Raw genomic sequence first — 18,016 nt, forward strand, 5'->3', positions numbered from 1 at the left:
CGGGACGTATGCGGTGTTCACACTCTCGTGGCGGCGTTCGCGATCACGCGGTGGGGTCGAGCACGATCTTCACCGCGCCATCGGATTTGTGCTGGAACATGCGGTACGCGTCCGGGGCGGAATCCAGCGGAAGGTGATGGGTGGCAAAGCTTTCCACTCCGAGCGGATCGTCGTCACCGAGCAGCGGCAGCAGATCGCCCACCCAGCGTTTGACATTGGCCTGTCCCATGCGCAGCTGAATCTGCTTGTCGAACAGCACCCGCATCGGAATGGGGTCGACCATGCCGCCGTACACCCCGGCCAGGGAGATGGTGCCGCCGCGCCGGACGATATCGATCGCACTGTGCAGGGCGGCGAGCCGATCGATTCCGGCGGTGTCGATCACCTTCTGCGCCACCATATCCGGGAGGAAGGCCGCCGATCGCTGGGCGACCGCGGCTACCGGCACATGTTCGACGGCCACCTTGCGATGGCCCTGCCACGTTACGGCTTTCATCGCTCCTCCTCCCGGCCGATCGGATACCGGCCGCATCTCGCGCTTACCCGGCGGTCGCGCTCCGAATCCCGAAGAGCGCCAGACTGCCGATACCCGCCACCAGGCAGTAGACCGCGAAGGGGGTCAGCGTTTTGGTCTCGAAATAGGCGACCAGGAATTTGATGGAGAGGTAGGAGAGCACGCCCGCGACAATCGAACCCGCCAGCGCCGGGCCGAGAATGTCGTGGTGCTCGGGCTTGAACAGCTCCGGCACCTTGAGCACGCCCGCGGCGAAGATGACCGGCGTGGCCAGCAGGAAGGCGAATCGCGCCGCGTCCTCGTGGTTCAAGCCCTTGAACAAGCCCGCCACAATGGTGCTGCCCGAGCGGCTGATACCCGGGAAAAGCGCGGCGATCTGGGCGGATCCGATGAGCAGCGCATCCTTGATGCCGAGCTGGGACAGGCGCAGATCCGAATGCAGTTCGGGGTTCACGACCGGCAGTACGACCGTGTCGTCGAACCGCAGGTCGGTGCGGTGCCCGGTCGGCGTCGCAATCCGTTCGGGCACAGCGCGTTTGCGCATCAACTCGGCCGAGAGCAGCACGAATCCATTGAGGATCAGGAAGATCGACGTCGGGACGGGGGTGCCGAGGTAGTTCCGCACCGCCTTCTCCAGCAGCAGCCCGGCCAACCCGACCGGAATGGTCGCGACAATCAGCAGGACACCCAATCTGGCTTCGGCCGTGCGGATCTCGCGTATCCGCACCGCCTCCCACAGCCCGCCGACAATGCGAATCCAGTCCCGCCGGAAGAAGATCACCAGTGCCAGCGCGGTCGCCACGTGCATGGCCACCAGCAGTGCCAGGTACGGCGAATTCGGTGCGGACATATCCAGATCCCGCGACCACTGCCCGCCGATCCAGGCGGGCAGCAGAATGCTGTGGCCGAGGCTGGAGACCGGGAAGAGCTCACTCACCCCCTGCAACGCGCCGACGACTATCGATTCCGGATAAGAGATGGCCATGGGCGGTGAAGATACGCGTCACTGCCTGTGACGGTGCTGAGAAGCGTTCCCGGGCGGGGTTTCGAGGCGCGGGTCGCGGGCATCGCCGGGGCGACGGAACCGCACACCACGAAGGGAGTTCGATCATGGGTTTTCCGGAACAACGACAGGACATTCCCGGTACTCAGGCACAGATGATCCCGCCGCCGGACTGCGGGGAGCACAGCTATCGGGGCAGCGGAAAGCTCGCGGGCAAGGCCGCGGTGATCACCGGCGGGGACAGCGGCATCGGGCGGGCGGTGGCGATCGCCTTCGCGCGGGAGGGAGCCGACGTGCTCATCTCGTATCTGGATGAGCACAAGGACGCCGAGGAGGTCGCGGATCTGGTGCGCGAGGCGGGGCGCAAGGCCGTCCTGGTGCCGGGGGATCTCTCCGATCCGGCGCACTGCCGCAAGGTGATCGATGCCGCGGTGGCCGCCTTCGAGCGGATCGATGTGCTGGTCAGCAATGCGGCGTATCAGATGACCCATGAGACGCTGGAGGAGATCAGCGATGAGGAGTTCGACTACACCTTCCGATTGAATGTCGGGGCGTACTTCCATCTGGTGCGGGCCGCGCTGCCGTATATGCCCGCCGGATCCTCGATCATCGGCAGCTCCTCGGTGAACTCGGATATGCCCTCGCCCACCCTGGCCCCCTATGCCGCGACCAAGGCGGCCATCGCCAATCTCTCCGCGAGCCTGGCACAGCTGCTGGGCCCCAAGGGTATTCGCGTCAACAGCGTCGCACCCGGCCCGATCTGGACCCCGCTCATCCCCTCGACCATGCCCATGGAGAAGGTGGCGGGCTTCGGCGACGACGTACCGCTGGGCCGCGCCGGTCAACCCGCCGAACTCGCCGCCGCCTACGTTCTGCTCGCCGCCGAGGACGGCAGCTACATCTCGGGCGCGCGGCTCGCCGTCACCGGCGCCCGGCCCATCCTCTAGGAGTTCGCATGTCCGATTCCGCAGCGGCGGAAGTCGATTCGCCCGAGACGCCCGCGGACCTGCGCGGGCGGTCGTGGTGGTGGGTGGTCCGCCGGACCGTGCGGCGCGTGGTCGACGGCGAACTCACCGACTCGGCCGCGGCACTCACCTACTACAGCGTGCTGTCGCTGTTCCCGGGCCTGCTGGTGCTGACCGCACTGCTCGGACTGCTCGGCCACCGGGCCACCCGATCGCTGATCGAGACGATCCAGGGCATCGGCCCGGGCAGCGGAACCGCACTGCTGGTGGACGCGATCGAACAGCTCGACGCCGCGCGCTCGCTGGCCGGAGCGGCCGCGATCATCGGCCTGATCACCGCATTGTGGACGGCCTCGGGGTATATCGGTGCGTTCATCCGTGCGGTCAACACCATCTACGGCACCGAGGAGGGCCGCCCCATCTGGCAGACCGTACCGCTGCGCCTCGGCCTGACCGCCGCGGTCATGCTGCTGGTCGGCCTGTGCGGTATCGGTGTGGTGGCCAGCGGCGATATCGCCGCGCGCCTGGGCGATTGGCTGGGTGTGGGCACGGCGGGCGTCACCGCCTGGAATATCGCGAAATGGCCGGTGCTCGCGATCCTGGTCAGTCTGGTGCTGGCGCTGCTGTATTGGCTCGCACCCAATGCCCGGCAGCTCGGCTTCCGCTGGCTGACCCCCGGCAGCATTCTCGCGGTACTGCTCTGGATCGCGGCGTCCACCGGATTCGCCGTCTACGTGGCGGATTTCGGCTCGTACAACAAGGTGTACGGCTCGCTCGCCGGGGCCGTCATCTTCCTGATCTGGTTGTGGCTCACCAATGTCGCGGTGCTGCTCGGCGCGCAATTCGACGCCGATCTCGCACGTGGTCGGCGGATGGAACGGGGCGGGTCCCCGGAACACGATCCGGTGCTCCCGCCCCGTGAGCCGCCCGATTAGCGCGCCCGGAACACGGTCACGCCGGACTGGTTTCGCCGCGCCCGGCCAGCACCTCGGTGGCGGCGTCCACGAAGTCGGGCAGATCCGCCGGGGAGCGGGAAGTGATCAGCAGCCAGCCGCGATGGTCGCAGCGCACCACCGGCTCGTCCACCCACGCGCCGCCCGCATTGCTGATATCGGTGTGCACCGAGTGGTAGGAGGTGAGGGTTTTGCCCGCCACCAGGCCCGCGTCGATCAGCAGCCAGGGGCCGTGGCAGATGGCGGCGATGGGGCGGCCGGCCGATGCCATGGCGCGCGCCAGTTGTTGTGCGGCGGTATCGGTTCGGAGCTTGTCGGCATTGACCGTGCCGCCGGGCACGACCAGCAGATCGAATTCGCTCGGATCGATATCGTCGAGGGCGGCATCGGGCTGGACCGCCTCGGCGGGTTCCAGATCATGCCGATAGGTATGCACGGCCTCGTTCTTCGGCGCGGCGTGCGTGACGTCGGCGCCACGAGCGCGCAGTTCATCGCGCGGAACAATGAGCTCGTCATGCTCCACCCCCGAGTTCGAGGTGAGGATCAGAACGCGAGCCCCGGAGACTGATTCGGGCATGTGCTCTCCTTTCATCGTCGCTGTGGGCGCACTACCCGCCGAGGGCGCGCGGAAACCGGCGGGCGAATCGGCGAAGATTTCACAATCTCCGCTGGACAATCCACTTTTCGAGGAGTAGTTGAGTGGGTATGGCTACCGTTGTAGCAGGTAGTCGCGGCGCTGTGCAGGAGGTGGTCCTGGTGTCGGAGGGTGCTTCCGCGTCATTGCGGCTGTGGCGGGTGCGGCCGTGGAATCCCAGTCCGCTCATGCGTGTTTCGGATCGGGTCGAGATCGTGGTGCGGGCGCTGGCCGTGGTGGCTGTGGCGGTGGCCGTACCGGTCTCCGGTGCGATCGGCACGGTGAGTTACACCGGGGCGGTGGCGCGCATCGCCGCGCAGGACGCCGGCAAGGAGCATGTCGATGCCACGCTCACCGGGGATGTGCAGCGACTACCCGCGGCGGATCGGTATGGGGTGCATCAGGATCGGTACCAGGCGCCCGCGGCCTGGAGTCATGACGGGCACACCGTGACCGCCACCATCGACGTGCCCGGACCGCAGGCGGCGGGCGCGACCGTGCCGCTGTGGATCGGCGGGGACGGCAATCCGAGCGCCGCACCGGCGCGACCGGGCGCGGCCGCAGCCGAGGGGATCGGCACCGGACTGGCGGTACTGGTCGAAAGCTGGTGTGCGGCAGCGGCATCGGTGTGGATCACCGGAACCGCGCTGGAGGCGCGGCGCAACTCCAAACTCGAACGCGAATGGCTGCTGCTGAACCGGCCGATCGGCAAGGACACCCTCTAGTCGCGGTGAAATGCGCTGCGGAGGATCAGTATTCGCCGCGCACCAGATTCTCCGGAGTCGCGCCCGAGACGTACCGGCGAATCTGTTCGGTGGCAATGGCCCAGCCGCGCTGCTGACTGCCCCGGCTGCTGCCACCCACGTGCGGGGTGATCAGCACGCCCGGCGCATCCCAGAGCGGATGCCCGGCGGGCAGCGGCTCGGGGTCGGTGACATCGAGAATCGCACGCAGACGGCCCTTTCGGAGTTCTGCGAGCAGCGCATCGGTGCGCACCACCGGCCCGCGCGCGGCATTCACCAGAATCGCGCCATCGGCCATGCGGGACAGGAATTCGGCATCGACCATGCCGGTGGTCGCCGCGGTCACCGGCACCATCATCACCACGGCATCGAAATCGCCCAGCAGCGAGGGCAATTCGTCCACACCGCGAATACCTTCGCGCGCGTGCGTGCCGACCAGCACGGACTCGGCGTCGAACGCGGTCAGCTTGCGCTCCAATTCCCGCGCCAGATCACCCGCGCCGACGATCAGCACCCGCTTACCGGACAATGTATCGGTCTGATGCTGGGTCCAGCGATGCTCGCGCTGGGCCCGCGTGAATTCGACGAATTCCCGGTATACCGTGAGCAATCCGGTCATCGTCCACTCGGCGGTACTGGCTCCGTGCGCACCCCGGGCAATGGACAGCGACACCCCCTGCGGCACCTTCCCCGCCCATGCCTCCGCCCCCGCGGTCAACAGCTGCACCAGCCGCAATTTCGGCAGCTCCCAGGTCATATGCACCGCCTCGGGACCCACCAGGAACCCGGGCACCAGCACCTCGGTCTCCTGGGCCCCGGCGGGCAGCGGCTCCCCGAGCCGGAACCGCAGTCCCCGCACCCCCTCCAGACGCGAGACCGCCGCGAGGCCGTAATCATCGGGAACCAGCACAGTCACCGTCATGCAGGTGACGCTAGCCGATGGGCCGCGCGGCGGTCTCGGGCTGTCTAGTCGAGGGCGTCAGTAATACCAGCGCCTACCGCCGACCGGGCGGCCCACCGAGCCGAGTGCCCAGAGCACGAGCCCGGCGACCAGCACGATGATGCCGAGGGTGGTCAGCAGCGGGATACCCACCAGCCAACCGATGACGAGCAGAACGAGTCCGAGAATGATCATGATGATTCCTATTTCGAGGTGACTGCGGGATTGGCCGGCTCATCGGCCGACGGTCGGCGCAGGAAGCGGTTCAGTGACCACTGCGGCTGCTGTTGTGCGGCCGGAGCGGGTTTCGCCGCCTGCTTCGCCATGACCGGTGTGGTCGCGGCCGGTGCGGGCGCGGGTTGAGCCGCGGGCGGTGCGAGCCGCCCGGCGGGTGCCGCGGGAGTAACTGGCTTGCCGAGTTCCTTTCGCGCGGCCGCCATTTCGCGCCGCGACTGTCTCAGGTCACGGCGGGCGGCAAGGCCGCGCCGCGACGTGGTCCAGGTGCCCGCCAGCAGCATGATGAGCCCGCTGACGCCGATGGCCCCGATCAGAATTCCGTAGGCGAACAGCAGCCCGGCGGAGCCGACGTAGGTGTGACCGAAGACGGTGAATCCGCCCTGGAGCATATGGCTTTCGCCGCTGTTGGCCACGATGCCCGCGACTCCCACGGCCACGGCCGCGACCAGCGCGATGAGCCCGATGATGGTGAACATGTCTTCGCTATTCCCGCACTTCGGCACAAATAACCCGCAGGACGCCGGGTTGTCCGGATTTGGCGGGTTCGGCGCGGGGTTTCACCCGCGGCACGCCGGTCATTGCGGGGGTATCCGCGAAATCCGAACGAGAGGCAGGCACCATGAGCGCCTACACATTTGCGCTCCCCCACTTCGCCAGCGATGCCGATCAGGCCGAACGAACGTTGCGGGGGATGGATTCGACCACCGCGGTCAACACCGACCGGGCCTCGGAGACGTTGACGGTGGACTCCTCGCTCAGCTACGGCGAGGTGCTGGACGTGCTGCGCCAGCAGGGGATATCCGCACAGTAGGGCGGTAACGAAGCGATCGCTCACGGCGAGCCGCCGACTCAGATCGGCAATCTTTCGGCAAACTCCGGGACATGTCCCTATTGCCCGACTGTCGGCACGGGTAGCGGCGCGCCGGTGGCGTGGCCCCTGCGCGGTGTCCCGGCCCCCATGCTCGCCATCGGCGGTGCGCCGCCGGACGAGCCGGGCTGGGCCCTGGAGATGAAGTGGGACGGGGTGCGGGTCATCGCGGTGTGCGGGGCGGGGGAGTGCGTGCTCTACAGCCGCAACGGCAATCAGGTGGGCGGCTCCTATCCGGAGCTGGTGTCGGCGCTGAAGGGCTTGGCGGGTAGGCGATCTCTGATTCTCGACGGTGAGGTCGTGGCGCAGGAGGCCGACGGCGCACCGTCGTTCGGCCGATTGCAGCGGCGCATGCATGTGGTCCGGCCCGGTGAGCAGCTGATGGCCGAGGTTCCGGTGCGGCTGTTCGCCTTCGACATCCTCGCGCTGGACGATCGCGACACCATGCCCGAGACCTATCTGATTCGCCGTGAGATCCTCGCCGAACTCGCCTTCACCGCACCGCTTTCCGCGCCCCCGCATTGGGCGGAAATGGATGCCATGAAGTTGCTGAATGTGGCTCGGGAACACCGCCTCGAGGGCATCGTCTCCAAGCGCGTCGATTCGGTCTACCTTCCGGGCCGTCGTTCGCCCGCCTGGATCAAAACTCCGCTGCGGCAGAACACCGAGGTGGTGGTTGCCGGATGGACGCCGGGCACCGGTGCGATGGCTCCCACCTTCGGTTCGCTGGTGCTCGGCGCACACGATGAAACCGGTCAATTGACCTACATCGGCAATGTGGGCACCGGCTTCACCCAGACCGCCCGGCGCGTAATTCGCCGCACCCTCGACGAAATCGCGCTCTCGGCAAGCCCTTTCGATCCGGCGCCGCCGGAAGGCGCCGCGGGCGGCTGGCACTGGGTGGAGCCGATCCTGGTCGCCGACGTCGAGTATCGCGAATTCGCCGGCGCCCGACTGCGCATGCCGAGTTGGAAGGGATTGCGCACCGACAAGGCTCCGGCGCAGGTCGAAGTGCCTCCGGTGCGGTAAGGCTTTGCTACGAACCTCGCGTTGCGACAACGTAATTGGCGAAATTCCCGAGAGTGGACCACAATCGGAGGAATGGGCGGCGAAGGGCATCGAAAGCTGCGCGAGCTCTCGGTTGGCGATTCCCTGAAACGGTTGGCGAGTGCGCAATACGGCCGAATCGTTTTCTCGCGCCGCGGAGTTCCGATCATCAGGCCCGTGAACCATATTGTCGAGGCGGACGCCGTGGTGGTGCGGGCGCATCTCGGCGCAAGTCTGCTGCGAGGTGACGGGCAGATCGTGGCCTACGAGGCCGACGACTTCGACGAACACACCCGGCGCGGCTGGAGCGTCATCGTCACCGGGGTGGCGCGGGTGGTGATGGATCCCGAACAGGTGCAGCGCTATGAGACGCTGCTGGACTCGTGGATCAATATGCCGATGGACCATGTGATTCGAATTGAGACCGAGATCGTCACCGGCCTGGAACTGGTCGACGAGAATCCGCGGTGACATTACCCACGGGTAGTTTCCCGGCACCGGGGACTGTGACGGTCGATACCTCTCCGGTAGCCTGACACGCCGTTGGACCGAGCGCGGCAACCCGCACGCAAGCTCGGCGCGGCCCAGGGGAATCGGTGTTCACAATGCCGAAGCGTTGCGGCCGCACGCACGTGGAAGGAACATCATGACAGCATCGGACAGGCAGGCGGTCAACGAGACCGGGGCGACCACCGCCGACGAGGGCTATGCGCGCGGACTGTCCCCGCGCACCATTCAGATGATCGCCATCGGCGGAGCCATCGGCACCGGCCTGTTCTACGGCGCGGGCGGCGCCATAGAACAGGCGGGCCCCGCGCTCATCCTGGCCTACCTGGCGGCGGGCCTGGCCATCTTCGTCATCATGCGGGCGCTGGGTGAACTGCTCACCTATCGCCCCGTCACCGGCAGCTTCGCCGAATACGCGAATGAATTCCTGGGCCGCTTCGCGGGCTTCGCCACCGGCTGGACCTACTGGGCGGTCTGGGTCAGCACGTGTATGGCCGAGATCACCGTGGCCGGCAAGTATGTGCGGTACTGGTTCGACATCCCGCAGTGGGTGACCGCGCTGGTGGTGCTCGGCATCATGTTCGGGCTGAACCTGGTGTCGGTCAAGCTCTTCGGTGAGGGCGAATTCTGGTTCTCCATCATCAAGGTCACCGCCATTATCGCCATGATCGGCATCGGTATCGGCGTGCTCGTCTTCGGCTTCGGCCATGCCGCGGACCCGACCGTCACCAACCTGTGGAATGACGGCGGCGTCTTCCCGAACGGTTTCAACCAGGCGCTGCTGGCCTTGCAGATCGTGGTCTTCGCCTATGTCGGTGTGGAGCTGGTCGGCGTCACCGCCGGGGAGGCCCGCGATCCGAAGAAGACCCTGCGCAAGGCGATCAACACGCTGCCGTTCCGGATCGGCCTGTTCTACGTCGGCGCGCTCGTGGTGATCATGTCGGTCTCCAGCTGGCGCACCTTCCACGCCGGGCGCAGTCCCTTCGTGGAGGTCTTCGAGCAGATCGGCATTCCGGGCGCGGCCGCGATCATCAATTTCGTACTGCTGACCGCCGCGCTGTCCTCCTGTAATTCGGGCATCTACTCCACCGGACGCATGCTGCGCAGTCTGGCCCAGCGCGATGAGGCCCCGGCCGGGCTCGGCGCGCTGAGCCCGCGATCGGTGCCCGCCACCGGTATCGCGGTCTCGGCGGCGGTCATGGTGATCGGCGTCGGGGTGAATTACTTCTCGCCGGAGAAGGCGTTCGGCTACGTCACCTCGGTCTCGACCATGGGCATCATCTTCGTCTGGGGCGTCATCCTGGTCTGCCACCTGATCTACCGCATGCGGGTGAAGGCCGGACTGCTGCCCGCCAGTGACTACCGGCTGCCGGGCGCGCCCGTCACCTCGGTGCTGGCGCTGGCCTTCCTGGCGCTGGTGGTGGTGCTGTTGTTCTTCACCGAATCGGGTCGTACCGCGCTGGTGGTCGGCGTGGTCTGGGGCATTCTGGTGTGCGCGGCCTACCCGCTGCTCTCGGGTCGCGGCGCACGGCGCGAAAGCCTCTGAACAGCAACACGTTTCAACCGAACGCGGCACATGCGCGCTCCCGGAGGACTACCTTGCCAGCAGAAGGCAATGGCTCTGGGAGCGCGTATGAACGATCCGCGACAGTATGTGGTGATCGGGGGCGGCCTCGCGGGTCTGGCCTCCGCGGTCTGGCTGGCCGAGGCAGGTAAACAGGTGACGCTGCTGGAGCGGCGCGGGCGGCTCGGCGGCCGCACCCACGCCCTGGAAGTGCCCGCGCTGCACGATATTCCGGACAACGGCCAGCATGTCATCGCCAGCGGCTACGACCATCTGTTCCGCTATCTGACCAGCGTCGGCACCCGCGACTTGGTGACATTCCCGCATCAGGGCGTGCTGCGCTGGCCCGGCGGGCGCACCACCGTCATGGGCACCAAGGGGATTCGGGCGCTGCGCTCACTGCTGGGCGCGCATCCCGACGCGAGCCCGGCCGATCGGGCACGCGCCGCGTTGGCCACCGTGCGGATGGGCTGGCAGTGCCTGCGCCAACCCGCCGATCTGGCGGATCTGACCACCGATCAATGGTTTCGGCGACTCGGAATGCCCGAGACCGCGCGGGAGGCGCTGTGGGATTGGCTGGCGCTCGGCATCGCTGCGGAACCGGTGCGGCAGGAGTCGGCCAAGGTCTTCGCCGACGTACTGGCGACCGGAATCCGCCTGGGCGTCAAGCATCGTCAGCCCGTCAGCATCGGCTATCCGACCACCGATCTGGACACCCTCTTGGTGACCGGGGCGCAGCGGGTATTCGACCGGCACGGGGTGCGGGTGCGCCATCGCGCGGTGGCGCGGCGCATTCGGATCCAGGACGGCATCGTGACCGGGGTGATGCTGGCCGACGGTGAGGTGGTGCCGGCCGACGCGGTGGTCTGCGCGGTGCCCAACTCCTATCTCGGCGGCCTCCTGGACGACCTCCCCGAACATGACGAAATCTACTCGGCCGCCGATAAATTGGGCTTCACGCCGATTGTGAGCACCAACCTGTACCTGGATCGCCCGCTCGGCACCGAGGGCGCTATGGAGGCGCTGATCGGCGGGGCCGATGTCATCGATCAGGTCTTCGACCGCCAGCGCATGCACGGGCGCGGCACCGAACACGGCTGGCTGTACTGCTTGACCACCAGCGGGGCCTACGCGCAGATCCACAAGCCCCACGACGAAGTGGTCGAGGAGCAGGTGGCACTGCTGCGGCGCTACTACCCGGCCGCCGAACAAGCCGAAGTCCTGCACGCGCAAGTGGTTCCGATGCCCCGCGCCACCTTCTCGCAGGTGGTCGGTACCGACGGTCTGCGCCCCGGCCAGCGCACCTCGGTTCCCACCCTGGTGCTCGCGGGCGATTGGACCCGGACCGATTGGTCGGCGACCATGGAAAGCGCGGCGCAGAGCGCCGCACGCGCGGTGGAACTGCTCCTCGCGCTGCCCTACTCGCATTCGGCTCGTGGCTTGGGATCGCGGAAGTAATTGAGCACCAGGCGGGTGATGTCGGTCAGGAAGCGCTCGCGCGGGATGGGCGGATCGTCCAGCAGGTAGCGGATGGTCAGATGTTCTACCGCGCGGACCAGCATCCAGGCCGCCGCGTCGAAGTCCACATCGGCCGGGACGTCCCGGGCGCGCATGGACAATCCGAGCCGCGCGAGTTCGCCGATCTGCTGTTCGAAGGCGAGCACCGTGGCACCCGAGGACAGGCGCGGGGTCTGCTCCACCACCGCGCGCAGCAGCTCCCGATGGGTGCCGAGCGCCTCCAGCAGCTCGGAAATGGTCTCCGGCACCGCCACTTCCGGCGCGCGGGTCATATTCGCCAGCACCCGGGCACGCACCCGTTCGGCGACCGCGCCGGTATAGCGCTCGATGACCGCCGCCACCACGGCGTCCTTGTTCGGGAAGTACTGGTACAGCGATCCCGGGCTGATACCCGCCGCCTCGGCGATGCGATTGGTGGACGCGCCGTCGTACCCGTGCGCGATGAGCACCCGCTCACCCGCGTCGACAATTCGCCCGACCATGGCGCGGGAGCGCTCCTGTCGCGGTGATTTACGCGGCGTGGCAGGGGTTTTCGGGGCCTGGCGTTTCGGTGGCATGTCATTTCCACTGCGGTTCGGAATGCGAATTGAATGCGAGTATTTATTCGTGTCAGCCTGTGGTCATGGTGTCACAAGCCGAGGTCACAGGCGACCCGCGTCCCGAACCGATGCCCCTGGGCCCGGAGTCGCTGACCTGGAAGATCTTCGGATCACTGTTCTACGGGCCGACCGGATTCTTCATGGGCATGGTGCAGAACATGCACCCGGGACTCGGGGCGGGGGTGGAATTCCACTCCGAGATCGCAGGGGAGCCGTATCAGCGCGTATTGCGTTCGGCCTACCCGATTCTCGGCGTCGTCTTCGACGGGCCGCACGCCCGGCGCACGGCGCGGGAGATCGTCGGATATCACCGCGAGATCAAAGGCGTCGACGCACAGGGCCGCCGGTATCACGCACTCGACCCCGGCACCTTCTACTGGGCGCACGCGGTGTTCTTCGTGCAGACCCTGCGCACGGCCGAACTCTTCATGGGCGGGTTGAGCGCCGCTGAGCGCGAACAACTCTGGCGTGAGCACTACCGGTGGTACGAGCTGTACGGCATGAGCATGCGGGTGGTGCCGGAGTCCTGGCCCGCGTTCCAGCGCTACTGGCGCGATATGTGCCGGGACACCCTCGAGCCCACCCGGGCGGCTTGGGATGTCTACAATCTCATCGACACCGCCCCGGTACCGCCGTTCCCGGTGCTGCGGCGCCTGCCGGAACCGGTGTGGGAGAAGTTGATTCGTCCCGGCGGCGGTCGACTGGTCAAATTCGTCACCGTCGGGCTGTGCGATCCGGCGATCCGCCGCACCATGGGCTTCACCTGGACCGCGCGCGACCAGTGGCTCTTCGATCGACTGTGCCGCGGGCTCTCGGCCGCGAACCGGGTGACACCGGCCGAGCTGAAGTACTCGTTCCCGCGAGTGCGCGCCGCGCGCCGCCGCGCGGCGGGAAAGCGGCCGCACACCATGCCGCCTCCGGAAGCCCCCGAATTGCTCTGGCCCGCACCGGAACACCGCGGCGACCCCAAGCACTACTGTCCCGTCCACGCCGATCCCGGCGCGGATTCGATTACCAAATTCCGTCAGCTGACAGGGTTTTAGCGATGCGACCACAGACCGACGCGCAGCCCGAGACCACCGGCGGGCATCCGTACGACTACTACTATCGGCCCGGAATGCCCTTGCGCCCGCCGCCGCCCCGCGCGGTGGCCTCCGAACTCTGGTACGAACCGCGCAAGGCCATGCTGTCCCCGTGGATGGCGGTGCGCCGGGAACCCCGGGACACCCCCCGCACCCGATTGATGGCCGATCACCTGTGGCAGGGCGATGAGCCCATGGACGAAGTGATCGCGGCCTTTCGCGGGCTCGGCACCGCCGGTGGTCGCCGGATGCTGAACCGGGCGCTGGAACACGGTATCGACAGTGTCGAGGATCCGCCGATCGAACTGGTGAATCTCTTTGCGCGCATTGATAATCCGCCGGACTGGTACGACCCCGACCTGTGGGAGTACGGACGCCGGCTCTGGATCAATGTCTCCACCGCCGGGAAGATGGCCATGGGCGTGCAGGATTTCATGGGCACCTTCGTCGGCGCGGAAGTCGCCTCCGCGGTGGGGGAGACCGGGCGCTTCGTCAAAGACCCGTACCGCCGCAATCTCGAATCCGCCGTCTGGTTCGGCAGTGTCACCGCACCCGCAGCGCTGGAGCGGCGCTCACCGATCCTGCACGACACCGTCCGGGTGCGGCTCATGCACGCCCAGGTGCGCGCCATGCTGCGCCGGCGCTGGGGTGACGAGCATTTCGCCCGGCACGGGAATCCGATCTCCAATGCCACCACCATGGGGGCCGCCGTCACCTTCGGGCTGACTCCGATCTGTTTCGATCACGTGCACGGAAGACGCTGTACCGCAGCGCAACTCGATGCGGTGATGCACTACTGGGCCTATATCGCCCACTGTTTCGGAGTCGCCGACGAGCTGATTCCGCGCTCGGCCGCCGAGGGGATGGAGATGGTCGACTATATGGTCGCCACCGCGGGAGTCGCACCGGAGCGGACCGCGGGTATGGCCGGTGCGGCCACCCGCGCCTTCGCCGACCGATCCCCGCTGGGGCGGGCGCGGATCGCCGCCACCGCACCGGTAGTGGGCGCGGTCGCGTTTTACAGCAGCGCACCGCTCGTTCGAACCCTGTTGGCGGACACCCCACTTCGCGATGTTCCCGTCGAACCGTGGTCCACCGCGACGGCGCTGGTCAGCACGGCGTCGGTACGCCTGCGGGCGCTCGACGACCGCCTGCCGGGTGCGCGCGGTCGCATGGTGCGGCGCACCGCGCGGTCGGATCCGTTCTGGAATCGCAATATCAAATTGGCGCGATTCCTGGCCGCCCGCGTGGGAATCCGCGGCACGCCATTCGATCATCACGATGGGTCGGCTTGCCCGATGTGAATCAGGTGGATCCGCCCGCGATGGTCAGATAAACGATCATCAATGTGAAGAGAAACCACCCGGCACCTTGCCAAATAGGCCAGTTGCGCCCCGCCCGCCACTCCCGAAAGGTAATAACGAACGCGCCGATACCGCCGAACAGCAAAACCAGCGCGGGCCCCAGCCCCACCATCAGTTTCGAGGCGGTATCGCAGAGCACCACATCGGAGTTCGAACACTGCTGCCGCGATGCCGCCCACACCAGGGCCAACGCCGCGACAATGGCGGTGAGTATCAGCACCACAACCACATAGCGGGCCGCCCGCCGAAAAGTCGGCGGGTTCCGCCATCGCTTCTCCACATCGTCAACCATCGCGCACCTCCTCGCCGACGCAATTGCCCACCGCGGGCCGAGACAAACAATTCAGCGCGCGTCGGCGGCCAGACCCAGACCGAGTCCTATAAGGATCGCCGCGAGCGCCCGCTCGACCCGCTGCCGGATCTCGGTTCGCCGCAACCAGGCCCCGGCCCGATCGGCGGCGAGCACGACGCCCACACACCAGAGCGTATCGATGACGAGTTGGATGGCGGCCAGAATGATCACCGTCGGCAATACCGGGCCGTGGCTCGGCAGGAATTGCGGCAGGATGGTCAATCCGAATACCGCCGCCTTGGGATTGGCGGCAATGGAGATGAGCGAGGCGCGAAACGCGGCTGCGGGCGTCTTGCCACCCGGCAGGACCGAGGTCAGGGCCGCACCGAAGGCATCCTCGCCGGTGGAGCGCACCCCCCCGGGTACTGCGCCAGGCTTGGATCCCGAGCCAGATCAGCACGACCGCCCCGAGCAGGTGGATCCCCACACTCAATATCCGGTTGGCGACCAGCAGGGCGGACAGCCCGGCGCCGCCCGCCAGCGTCCAGCCGAACACCCCGATCTCGTTTCCGGCCACCGCCGCCAATCCGGCCCGGCGGCCGTCGCGGACCGAGCGCTGGAGAAACAATGCCGTCGCCGGGCCCGGCAGCGCGGCCAGAATCAGACAGGCGAGAGTGAAGGCGGGGAGGACGTGAACCCAATGCGGCATCACGCGATGCTGGCATGCGATTCGGTCCGCCGCCAGCGGTTTTCCACCTGGTGTGCGGCGGCGAAGTCCGCCCCGCCCACGTGGATCGTATGGCCGGGCTCGGCGGTGACCGTGGTCGCGTCGGCCACGGCGGTGGCGAACTCCTCGACGGTCGGCAGCTGCCCGTGTGCGCGGCGGCCGGTCACCGCCTCGGGATCGCGGCGTTCGAGCAGTCGGACGATAATGGTGCCGTCGATCATGTCTCCGGACACGACGGTGAAATCGATTCCGGATGAGGTGAATTCGGGGATCATGGCGCGCAGTGCGTCCTCGCCCGCGCGCTTGCTCGCGGCGATGGGCTCATAGCCCGCGGGGACCGGGCGGGTACGGGAGAAGTGCGCCTGATGGCTGGTGACGAAGACGATCCGGCCACCGGGTGGCAGGTGGGGTACGGCCAATCGGGCCAGGCGAGTTTGGGCATCGCGGTTGAGTCGCATGGCGTAATCGGGCGCGGCATCGCGCTCCAGGCCGCCGGAGGCGTTGAGGATCAGCACGTCCAAGCGGCCGAAATCGGCGATGACGGCGGCCATCAAACCCGCCGCGCTGTCCGGATCGGCGATATCCGCACCCGCGACCGATGCGCTGCCCCCGGCCGCCACGATCTGCGCGGCAATGGTCTCGGCGCGTTTGCGCTTCTCGCGGTAGTTGACGATCACATGATCGCCGCGCTGTCCGAGCACCCGGGCGGTTTCCGCGCCGATGCCGCGAGACGCGCCGGTGATCAACACAATTCGTTTCATATCCACTCCTCCGGCCCCGACCGACGCTTCTAATTCAGAACCAATATGGTAGTTCTGAATGAGAAGCGCAAGCCGACCCCCCGACCCGCACCTGGCCGCCATGGAACTGCTCGGTCAGCGCTGGATGCTGCGCGTGATCTGGGAGCTCGAACCCGGTCCGCTCGGATTCCTCGCGCTGCGCCGCCGCATGGGCAACTGCTCGTCGAGCATGCTCTCGGTGCGCATGCAGCGCCTACAGGAGACCGGTGTGGTGCTGAAGAAGTCGGATAAGTCGTATGAATTGACCACCGCCGGACGGGAACTGGCGGTGGCTCTGAAACCGTTGTGGCAGTGGTCGGATCGCTGGGGCCAGAACCTCGAGCGCGCCGTCGACGACAACGGATAGGGATTTCCCGCTATCCCGTCGTCACGATCTCGGATCTTGTGCAGTTGTCCGACTGAACACATACACTGTCTGGGACGTGAATCAGATGTGGAGAGGTGACACGATGGGAGACCGGACGGTCGTCGCTGACGTCGCCGACGAATTGGCGCGCCGCGTGGCATCGGGACAGTACGCACCCGGTGGGCTCATGCCGTCCGTTCGACAGGTGGCAGACGAGTTCGATCTGAATCGTGCGACGGCGCAGCTGATTCTGGGACGGCTCGAGTCGTATGGATTCGTGGATGCGCACCGCGGCAAGGGATTTGTGATCCGCGATGTGCGCGCCGCGGGCGGGGTGGATGTGTACCGGCGACTGTTTCGGCTCTCCATGCCCGAGCCCGAGGTGGCCGCGGAGATGTTCGGCAATATCGTCGAGGAGGAGCGCGGTATCGCCCTGGAGGCGTTGCTGGCCTACACCGCCAGCGACCGCACGGTCGATCCGATCGATCTCAAGGCCGATATCGACGAGCTGGAAACCCTTGCGCGCGGGACGGATCCGGATCCGCACCGCATGCTGCGCATCGAGTTGAACCTGCTGCGCCGGCTGCTCACCGCGCTCGGGCACGGTATGCAGCGCGCGGTGCTCAACTCCATCGGCGAGATGATTCTCGAAGTGCCCGAGGCGGTCGACGCCTACTTCGCGGTCTCCCCGGATCTGCATGTGCTGGTCTGGCGCGCACTGGTCGCGGTGTGGGATTCCGAGGGCGGGCCGAGCGCGGCGCAGCTCGCGCTGTTCGAGGATCTCTTCGGGCTCTACCACCAGAAGGTGGTGGCGCGCTTCGAGGAATTGGTCGGCACCGCCGACGAGGCGCGGGAGCCGGTGCACGCGGCCACCGCGTAATTCGCCCGTTTTCACGCCGCCGGGCCGGTCTTGTCTGAGACGACAGGACCGGCCCGGCGGCGTTCTCGCTTTTACCCGGCCTGCGTCAGGTGCCGATGACGGCATTCATGATTGTGCCTGCGCTGGTGGCGATTACACCGCCGACCAGGGCTCCGGCGATCTGCTTCGGTGCGGTGAGCGCGCCACCGCTCCATTTCTCCCAGGCGAAGCGGCCGCCGGCGTAGATGATGGCGAGCAGTCCGGATAGCAGCACGAACCAGGTGAAGTACCGGACCAGCTTCAACAGCTTGTCCGCCACCGGCGGCGTTTCCGGTGTGGGATTGAATATTTGGGCGAGAACGTCTTGGCCCAGCAGATCGTGGGCGGCAGTCAGAATCATCTCGGCGCTCTTCCACGTGACGGCGGTTTCCTCTACGGAGTACCCGCCGGACGG

The 18,016-nt window shown here is 67.1% G+C and carries 22 protein-coding genes and 2 pseudogenes; 12 read left to right on the top strand and 12 right to left on the bottom strand.

The window, feature by feature from the left end:
* Positions 1 to 43: 43 nt before the first annotated feature.
* Both NA10_RS20405 and NA10_RS20410 read right to left on the bottom strand, forming a co-directional pair.
* Positions 44 to 418, bottom strand: a pseudogene (locus tag NA10_RS20405) (glutathione-dependent formaldehyde dehydrogenase); the annotation flags it as partial.
* Between the two features lie 121 nt (positions 419 to 539).
* A complete protein-coding gene (locus NA10_RS20410; RefSeq protein ID WP_067570350.1) occupies positions 540 to 1,499 on the bottom strand; it encodes an undecaprenyl-diphosphate phosphatase in 960 nt (319 codons plus the stop codon).
* Between the two features lie 125 nt (positions 1,500 to 1,624).
* On the opposite strand from NA10_RS20410, the gene NA10_RS20415 reads away from it, so the two are divergent.
* On the top strand, positions 1,625 to 2,464 hold the full coding sequence (locus tag NA10_RS20415; RefSeq protein ID WP_067570352.1) for an SDR family oxidoreductase: 840 nt from the start codon (positions 1,625 to 1,627) through the stop codon (positions 2,462 to 2,464).
* Positions 2,465 to 2,472: 8 nt separating this feature from the next.
* The gene (locus NA10_RS20420) at positions 2,473 to 3,417 is read left to right on the top strand and encodes a YihY/virulence factor BrkB family protein (RefSeq protein ID WP_067570354.1); all 945 of its coding nucleotides are present in this window, start codon (positions 2,473 to 2,475) and stop codon (positions 3,415 to 3,417) included.
* A gap of 16 nt (positions 3,418 to 3,433) precedes the next feature.
* Here NA10_RS20420 and NA10_RS20425 read toward each other — a convergent pair whose 3' ends face one another.
* Positions 3,434 to 4,012, bottom strand: coding sequence for a type 1 glutamine amidotransferase domain-containing protein (locus NA10_RS20425; RefSeq protein WP_067570356.1), 579 nt, complete (start codon positions 4,010 to 4,012; stop codon positions 3,434 to 3,436).
* A gap of 128 nt (positions 4,013 to 4,140) precedes the next feature.
* Here NA10_RS20425 and NA10_RS20430 point away from each other — a divergent pair, with 128 nt between their 5' ends.
* Positions 4,141 to 4,794 carry an Rv1733c family protein gene (locus tag NA10_RS20430; protein ID WP_157556639.1) on the top strand — a complete coding sequence of 218 codons (654 nt, stop codon included), beginning with the start codon at positions 4,141 to 4,143 and terminating at the stop codon, positions 4,792 to 4,794.
* Positions 4,795 to 4,819: 25 nt separating this feature from the next.
* Here the strand turns inward: NA10_RS20430 and NA10_RS20435 are convergent, their stop codons facing one another.
* The 3 genes from NA10_RS20435 to NA10_RS20440 are packed head-to-tail and all read right to left on the bottom strand — an operon-like array spanning position 4,820 to position 6,465.
* Positions 4,820 to 5,734, bottom strand: a complete 915-nt coding sequence (locus NA10_RS20435) for a 2-hydroxyacid dehydrogenase (RefSeq protein WP_067570360.1) — start codon at positions 5,732 to 5,734, stop codon at positions 4,820 to 4,822.
* A 57-nt stretch (positions 5,735 to 5,791) separates the two neighbouring features.
* The gene (locus NA10_RS37610) at positions 5,792 to 5,947 is read right to left on the bottom strand and encodes a DUF6131 family protein (protein WP_169812617.1); all 156 of its coding nucleotides are present in this window, start codon (positions 5,945 to 5,947) and stop codon (positions 5,792 to 5,794) included.
* Between the two features lie 8 nt (positions 5,948 to 5,955).
* Positions 5,956 to 6,465, bottom strand: a complete 510-nt coding sequence (locus NA10_RS20440) for a LapA family protein (RefSeq protein WP_067570362.1) — start codon at positions 6,463 to 6,465, stop codon at positions 5,956 to 5,958.
* 143 nt (positions 6,466 to 6,608) lie between these two features.
* Between NA10_RS20440 and NA10_RS20445 the strand changes: the two genes are divergently transcribed.
* From NA10_RS20445 to hpnE, 5 genes are all read left to right on the top strand, one after another.
* The gene (locus NA10_RS20445; RefSeq protein ID WP_157556640.1) at positions 6,609 to 6,800 is read left to right on the top strand and encodes a hypothetical protein; all 192 of its coding nucleotides are present in this window, start codon (positions 6,609 to 6,611) and stop codon (positions 6,798 to 6,800) included.
* Positions 6,801 to 6,914: 114 nt separating this feature from the next.
* Positions 6,915 to 7,886 (top strand): non-homologous end-joining DNA ligase, encoded by a 972-nt coding sequence (gene ligD, locus NA10_RS20450; RefSeq protein ID WP_307188405.1) that lies wholly within the window; start codon positions 6,915 to 6,917, stop codon positions 7,884 to 7,886.
* Between the two features lie 72 nt (positions 7,887 to 7,958).
* Positions 7,959 to 8,375 (top strand): pyridoxamine 5'-phosphate oxidase family protein, encoded by a 417-nt coding sequence (locus NA10_RS20455; protein WP_067570368.1) that lies wholly within the window; start codon positions 7,959 to 7,961, stop codon positions 8,373 to 8,375.
* 175 nt (positions 8,376 to 8,550) lie between these two features.
* Complete coding sequence (locus NA10_RS20460; RefSeq protein WP_067570370.1) at positions 8,551 to 9,957, top strand: amino acid permease; 1,407 nt, start codon at positions 8,551 to 8,553, stop codon at positions 9,955 to 9,957.
* Positions 9,958 to 10,044: 87 nt separating this feature from the next.
* Positions 10,045 to 11,433: a hydroxysqualene dehydroxylase HpnE gene (hpnE, locus tag NA10_RS20465; protein WP_067570471.1), complete on the top strand. Its 1,389-nt coding sequence runs from the start codon at positions 10,045 to 10,047 to the stop codon at positions 11,431 to 11,433.
* Here the strand turns inward: hpnE and NA10_RS20470 are convergent.
* On the bottom strand, positions 11,394 to 12,050 hold the full coding sequence (locus NA10_RS20470; protein ID WP_245677619.1) for a TetR/AcrR family transcriptional regulator: 657 nt from the start codon (positions 12,048 to 12,050) through the stop codon (positions 11,394 to 11,396). The genes hpnE and NA10_RS20470 overlap by 40 nt on opposite strands.
* Before the next feature lie 65 nt (positions 12,051 to 12,115).
* Here NA10_RS20470 and NA10_RS20475 point away from each other — a divergent pair, with 65 nt between their 5' ends.
* Both NA10_RS20475 and NA10_RS20480 read left to right on the top strand, forming a co-directional pair.
* Positions 12,116 to 13,135, top strand: coding sequence for an oxygenase MpaB family protein (locus NA10_RS20475; RefSeq protein ID WP_067570473.1), 1,020 nt, complete (start codon positions 12,116 to 12,118; stop codon positions 13,133 to 13,135).
* A 2-nt stretch (positions 13,136 to 13,137) separates the two neighbouring features.
* Positions 13,138 to 14,478 carry an oxygenase MpaB family protein gene (locus NA10_RS20480; protein WP_067570374.1) on the top strand — a complete coding sequence of 447 codons (1,341 nt, stop codon included), beginning with the start codon at positions 13,138 to 13,140 and terminating at the stop codon, positions 14,476 to 14,478.
* A gap of 1 nt (position 14,479) precedes the next feature.
* Here NA10_RS20480 and NA10_RS20485 read toward each other — a convergent pair whose 3' ends face one another.
* From NA10_RS20485 to NA10_RS20495, 4 genes and pseudogenes are all read right to left on the bottom strand, one after another.
* Positions 14,480 to 14,830, bottom strand: a complete 351-nt coding sequence (locus NA10_RS20485) for a hypothetical protein (protein ID WP_067570376.1) — start codon at positions 14,828 to 14,830, stop codon at positions 14,480 to 14,482.
* Between the two features lie 51 nt (positions 14,831 to 14,881).
* Entirely contained in the window at positions 14,882 to 15,244 is a 363-nt protein-coding gene (locus tag NA10_RS39190) for a LysE family translocator (RefSeq protein ID WP_281180211.1), read from the bottom strand.
* A gap of 64 nt (positions 15,245 to 15,308) precedes the next feature.
* Positions 15,309 to 15,539 (bottom strand): annotated as a pseudogene (locus NA10_RS39195) (LysE family transporter); the annotation flags it as partial.
* Positions 15,539 to 16,318: an SDR family oxidoreductase gene (locus NA10_RS20495; protein ID WP_067570475.1), complete on the bottom strand. Its 780-nt coding sequence runs from the start codon at positions 16,316 to 16,318 to the stop codon at positions 15,539 to 15,541. The pseudogene NA10_RS39195 and the gene NA10_RS20495, both read right to left, overlap by 1 nt.
* A 58-nt stretch (positions 16,319 to 16,376) precedes the next feature.
* Here NA10_RS20495 and NA10_RS20500 point away from each other — a divergent pair, with 58 nt between their 5' ends.
* Complete coding sequence (locus tag NA10_RS20500; RefSeq protein WP_067570378.1) at positions 16,377 to 16,703, top strand: winged helix-turn-helix transcriptional regulator; 327 nt, start codon at positions 16,377 to 16,379, stop codon at positions 16,701 to 16,703.
* A 103-nt stretch (positions 16,704 to 16,806) separates the two neighbouring features.
* Entirely contained in the window at positions 16,807 to 17,583 is a 777-nt protein-coding gene (locus NA10_RS20505) for a GntR family transcriptional regulator (protein WP_067570477.1), read from the top strand.
* 85 nt (positions 17,584 to 17,668) lie between these two features.
* On the opposite strand, the gene NA10_RS20510 is transcribed toward NA10_RS20505, so the two are convergent.
* A complete protein-coding gene (locus NA10_RS20510) occupies positions 17,669 to 17,962 on the bottom strand; it encodes a hypothetical protein (protein ID WP_067570479.1) in 294 nt (97 codons plus the stop codon).
* Positions 17,963 to 18,016 lie beyond the last annotated feature (54 nt).

The sequence above is a fragment of the Nocardia acidivorans NBRC 108247 genome (assembly GCF_001625085.1).
GTDB classification, from domain to species: Bacteria; Actinomycetota; Actinomycetes; order Mycobacteriales; family Mycobacteriaceae; genus Nocardia; species Nocardia acidivorans.

Coding starts and splice junctions, on each gene's coding strand:
- NA10_RS20415 (WP_067570352.1), top strand. CDS start 1,625: ATGGGTTTTCCGGAACAACGACAGGACATTCCCGGTACTCAGGCACAG.
- NA10_RS20425 (WP_067570356.1), bottom strand. CDS start 4,012: ATGCCCGAATCAGTCTCCGGGGCTCGCGTTCTGATCCTCACCTCGAAC.
- NA10_RS20500 (WP_067570378.1), top strand. CDS start 16,377: ATGAGAAGCGCAAGCCGACCCCCCGACCCGCACCTGGCCGCCATGGAA.
- NA10_RS20420 (WP_067570354.1), top strand. CDS start 2,473: ATGTCCGATTCCGCAGCGGCGGAAGTCGATTCGCCCGAGACGCCCGCG.
- NA10_RS20430 (WP_157556639.1), top strand. CDS start 4,141: ATGGCTACCGTTGTAGCAGGTAGTCGCGGCGCTGTGCAGGAGGTGGTC.
- NA10_RS20435 (WP_067570360.1), bottom strand. CDS start 5,734: ATGACGGTGACTGTGCTGGTTCCCGATGATTACGGCCTCGCGGCGGTC.
- NA10_RS20410 (WP_067570350.1), bottom strand. CDS start 1,499: ATGGCCATCTCTTATCCGGAATCGATAGTCGTCGGCGCGTTGCAGGGG.
- NA10_RS20440 (WP_067570362.1), bottom strand. CDS start 6,465: ATGTTCACCATCATCGGGCTCATCGCGCTGGTCGCGGCCGTGGCCGTG.
- NA10_RS20480 (WP_067570374.1), top strand. CDS start 13,138: ATGCGACCACAGACCGACGCGCAGCCCGAGACCACCGGCGGGCATCCG.
- NA10_RS20495 (WP_067570475.1), bottom strand. CDS start 16,318: ATGAAACGAATTGTGTTGATCACCGGCGCGTCTCGCGGCATCGGCGCG.
- NA10_RS20505 (WP_067570477.1), top strand. CDS start 16,807: ATGGGAGACCGGACGGTCGTCGCTGACGTCGCCGACGAATTGGCGCGC.
- NA10_RS20475 (WP_067570473.1), top strand. CDS start 12,116: ATGGTGTCACAAGCCGAGGTCACAGGCGACCCGCGTCCCGAACCGATG.
- NA10_RS37610 (WP_169812617.1), bottom strand. CDS start 5,947: ATGATCATTCTCGGACTCGTTCTGCTCGTCATCGGTTGGCTGGTGGGT.
- NA10_RS20510 (WP_067570479.1), bottom strand. CDS start 17,962: ATGATTCTGACTGCCGCCCACGATCTGCTGGGCCAAGACGTTCTCGCC.
- NA10_RS20445 (WP_157556640.1), top strand. CDS start 6,609: ATGAGCGCCTACACATTTGCGCTCCCCCACTTCGCCAGCGATGCCGAT.
- NA10_RS20485 (WP_067570376.1), bottom strand. CDS start 14,830: ATGGTTGACGATGTGGAGAAGCGATGGCGGAACCCGCCGACTTTTCGG.
- NA10_RS20460 (WP_067570370.1), top strand. CDS start 8,551: ATGACAGCATCGGACAGGCAGGCGGTCAACGAGACCGGGGCGACCACC.
- hpnE (WP_067570471.1), top strand. CDS start 10,045: ATGAACGATCCGCGACAGTATGTGGTGATCGGGGGCGGCCTCGCGGGT.
- NA10_RS20470 (WP_245677619.1), bottom strand. CDS start 12,050: ATGCCACCGAAACGCCAGGCCCCGAAAACCCCTGCCACGCCGCGTAAA.
- NA10_RS20455 (WP_067570368.1), top strand. CDS start 7,959: ATGGGCGGCGAAGGGCATCGAAAGCTGCGCGAGCTCTCGGTTGGCGAT.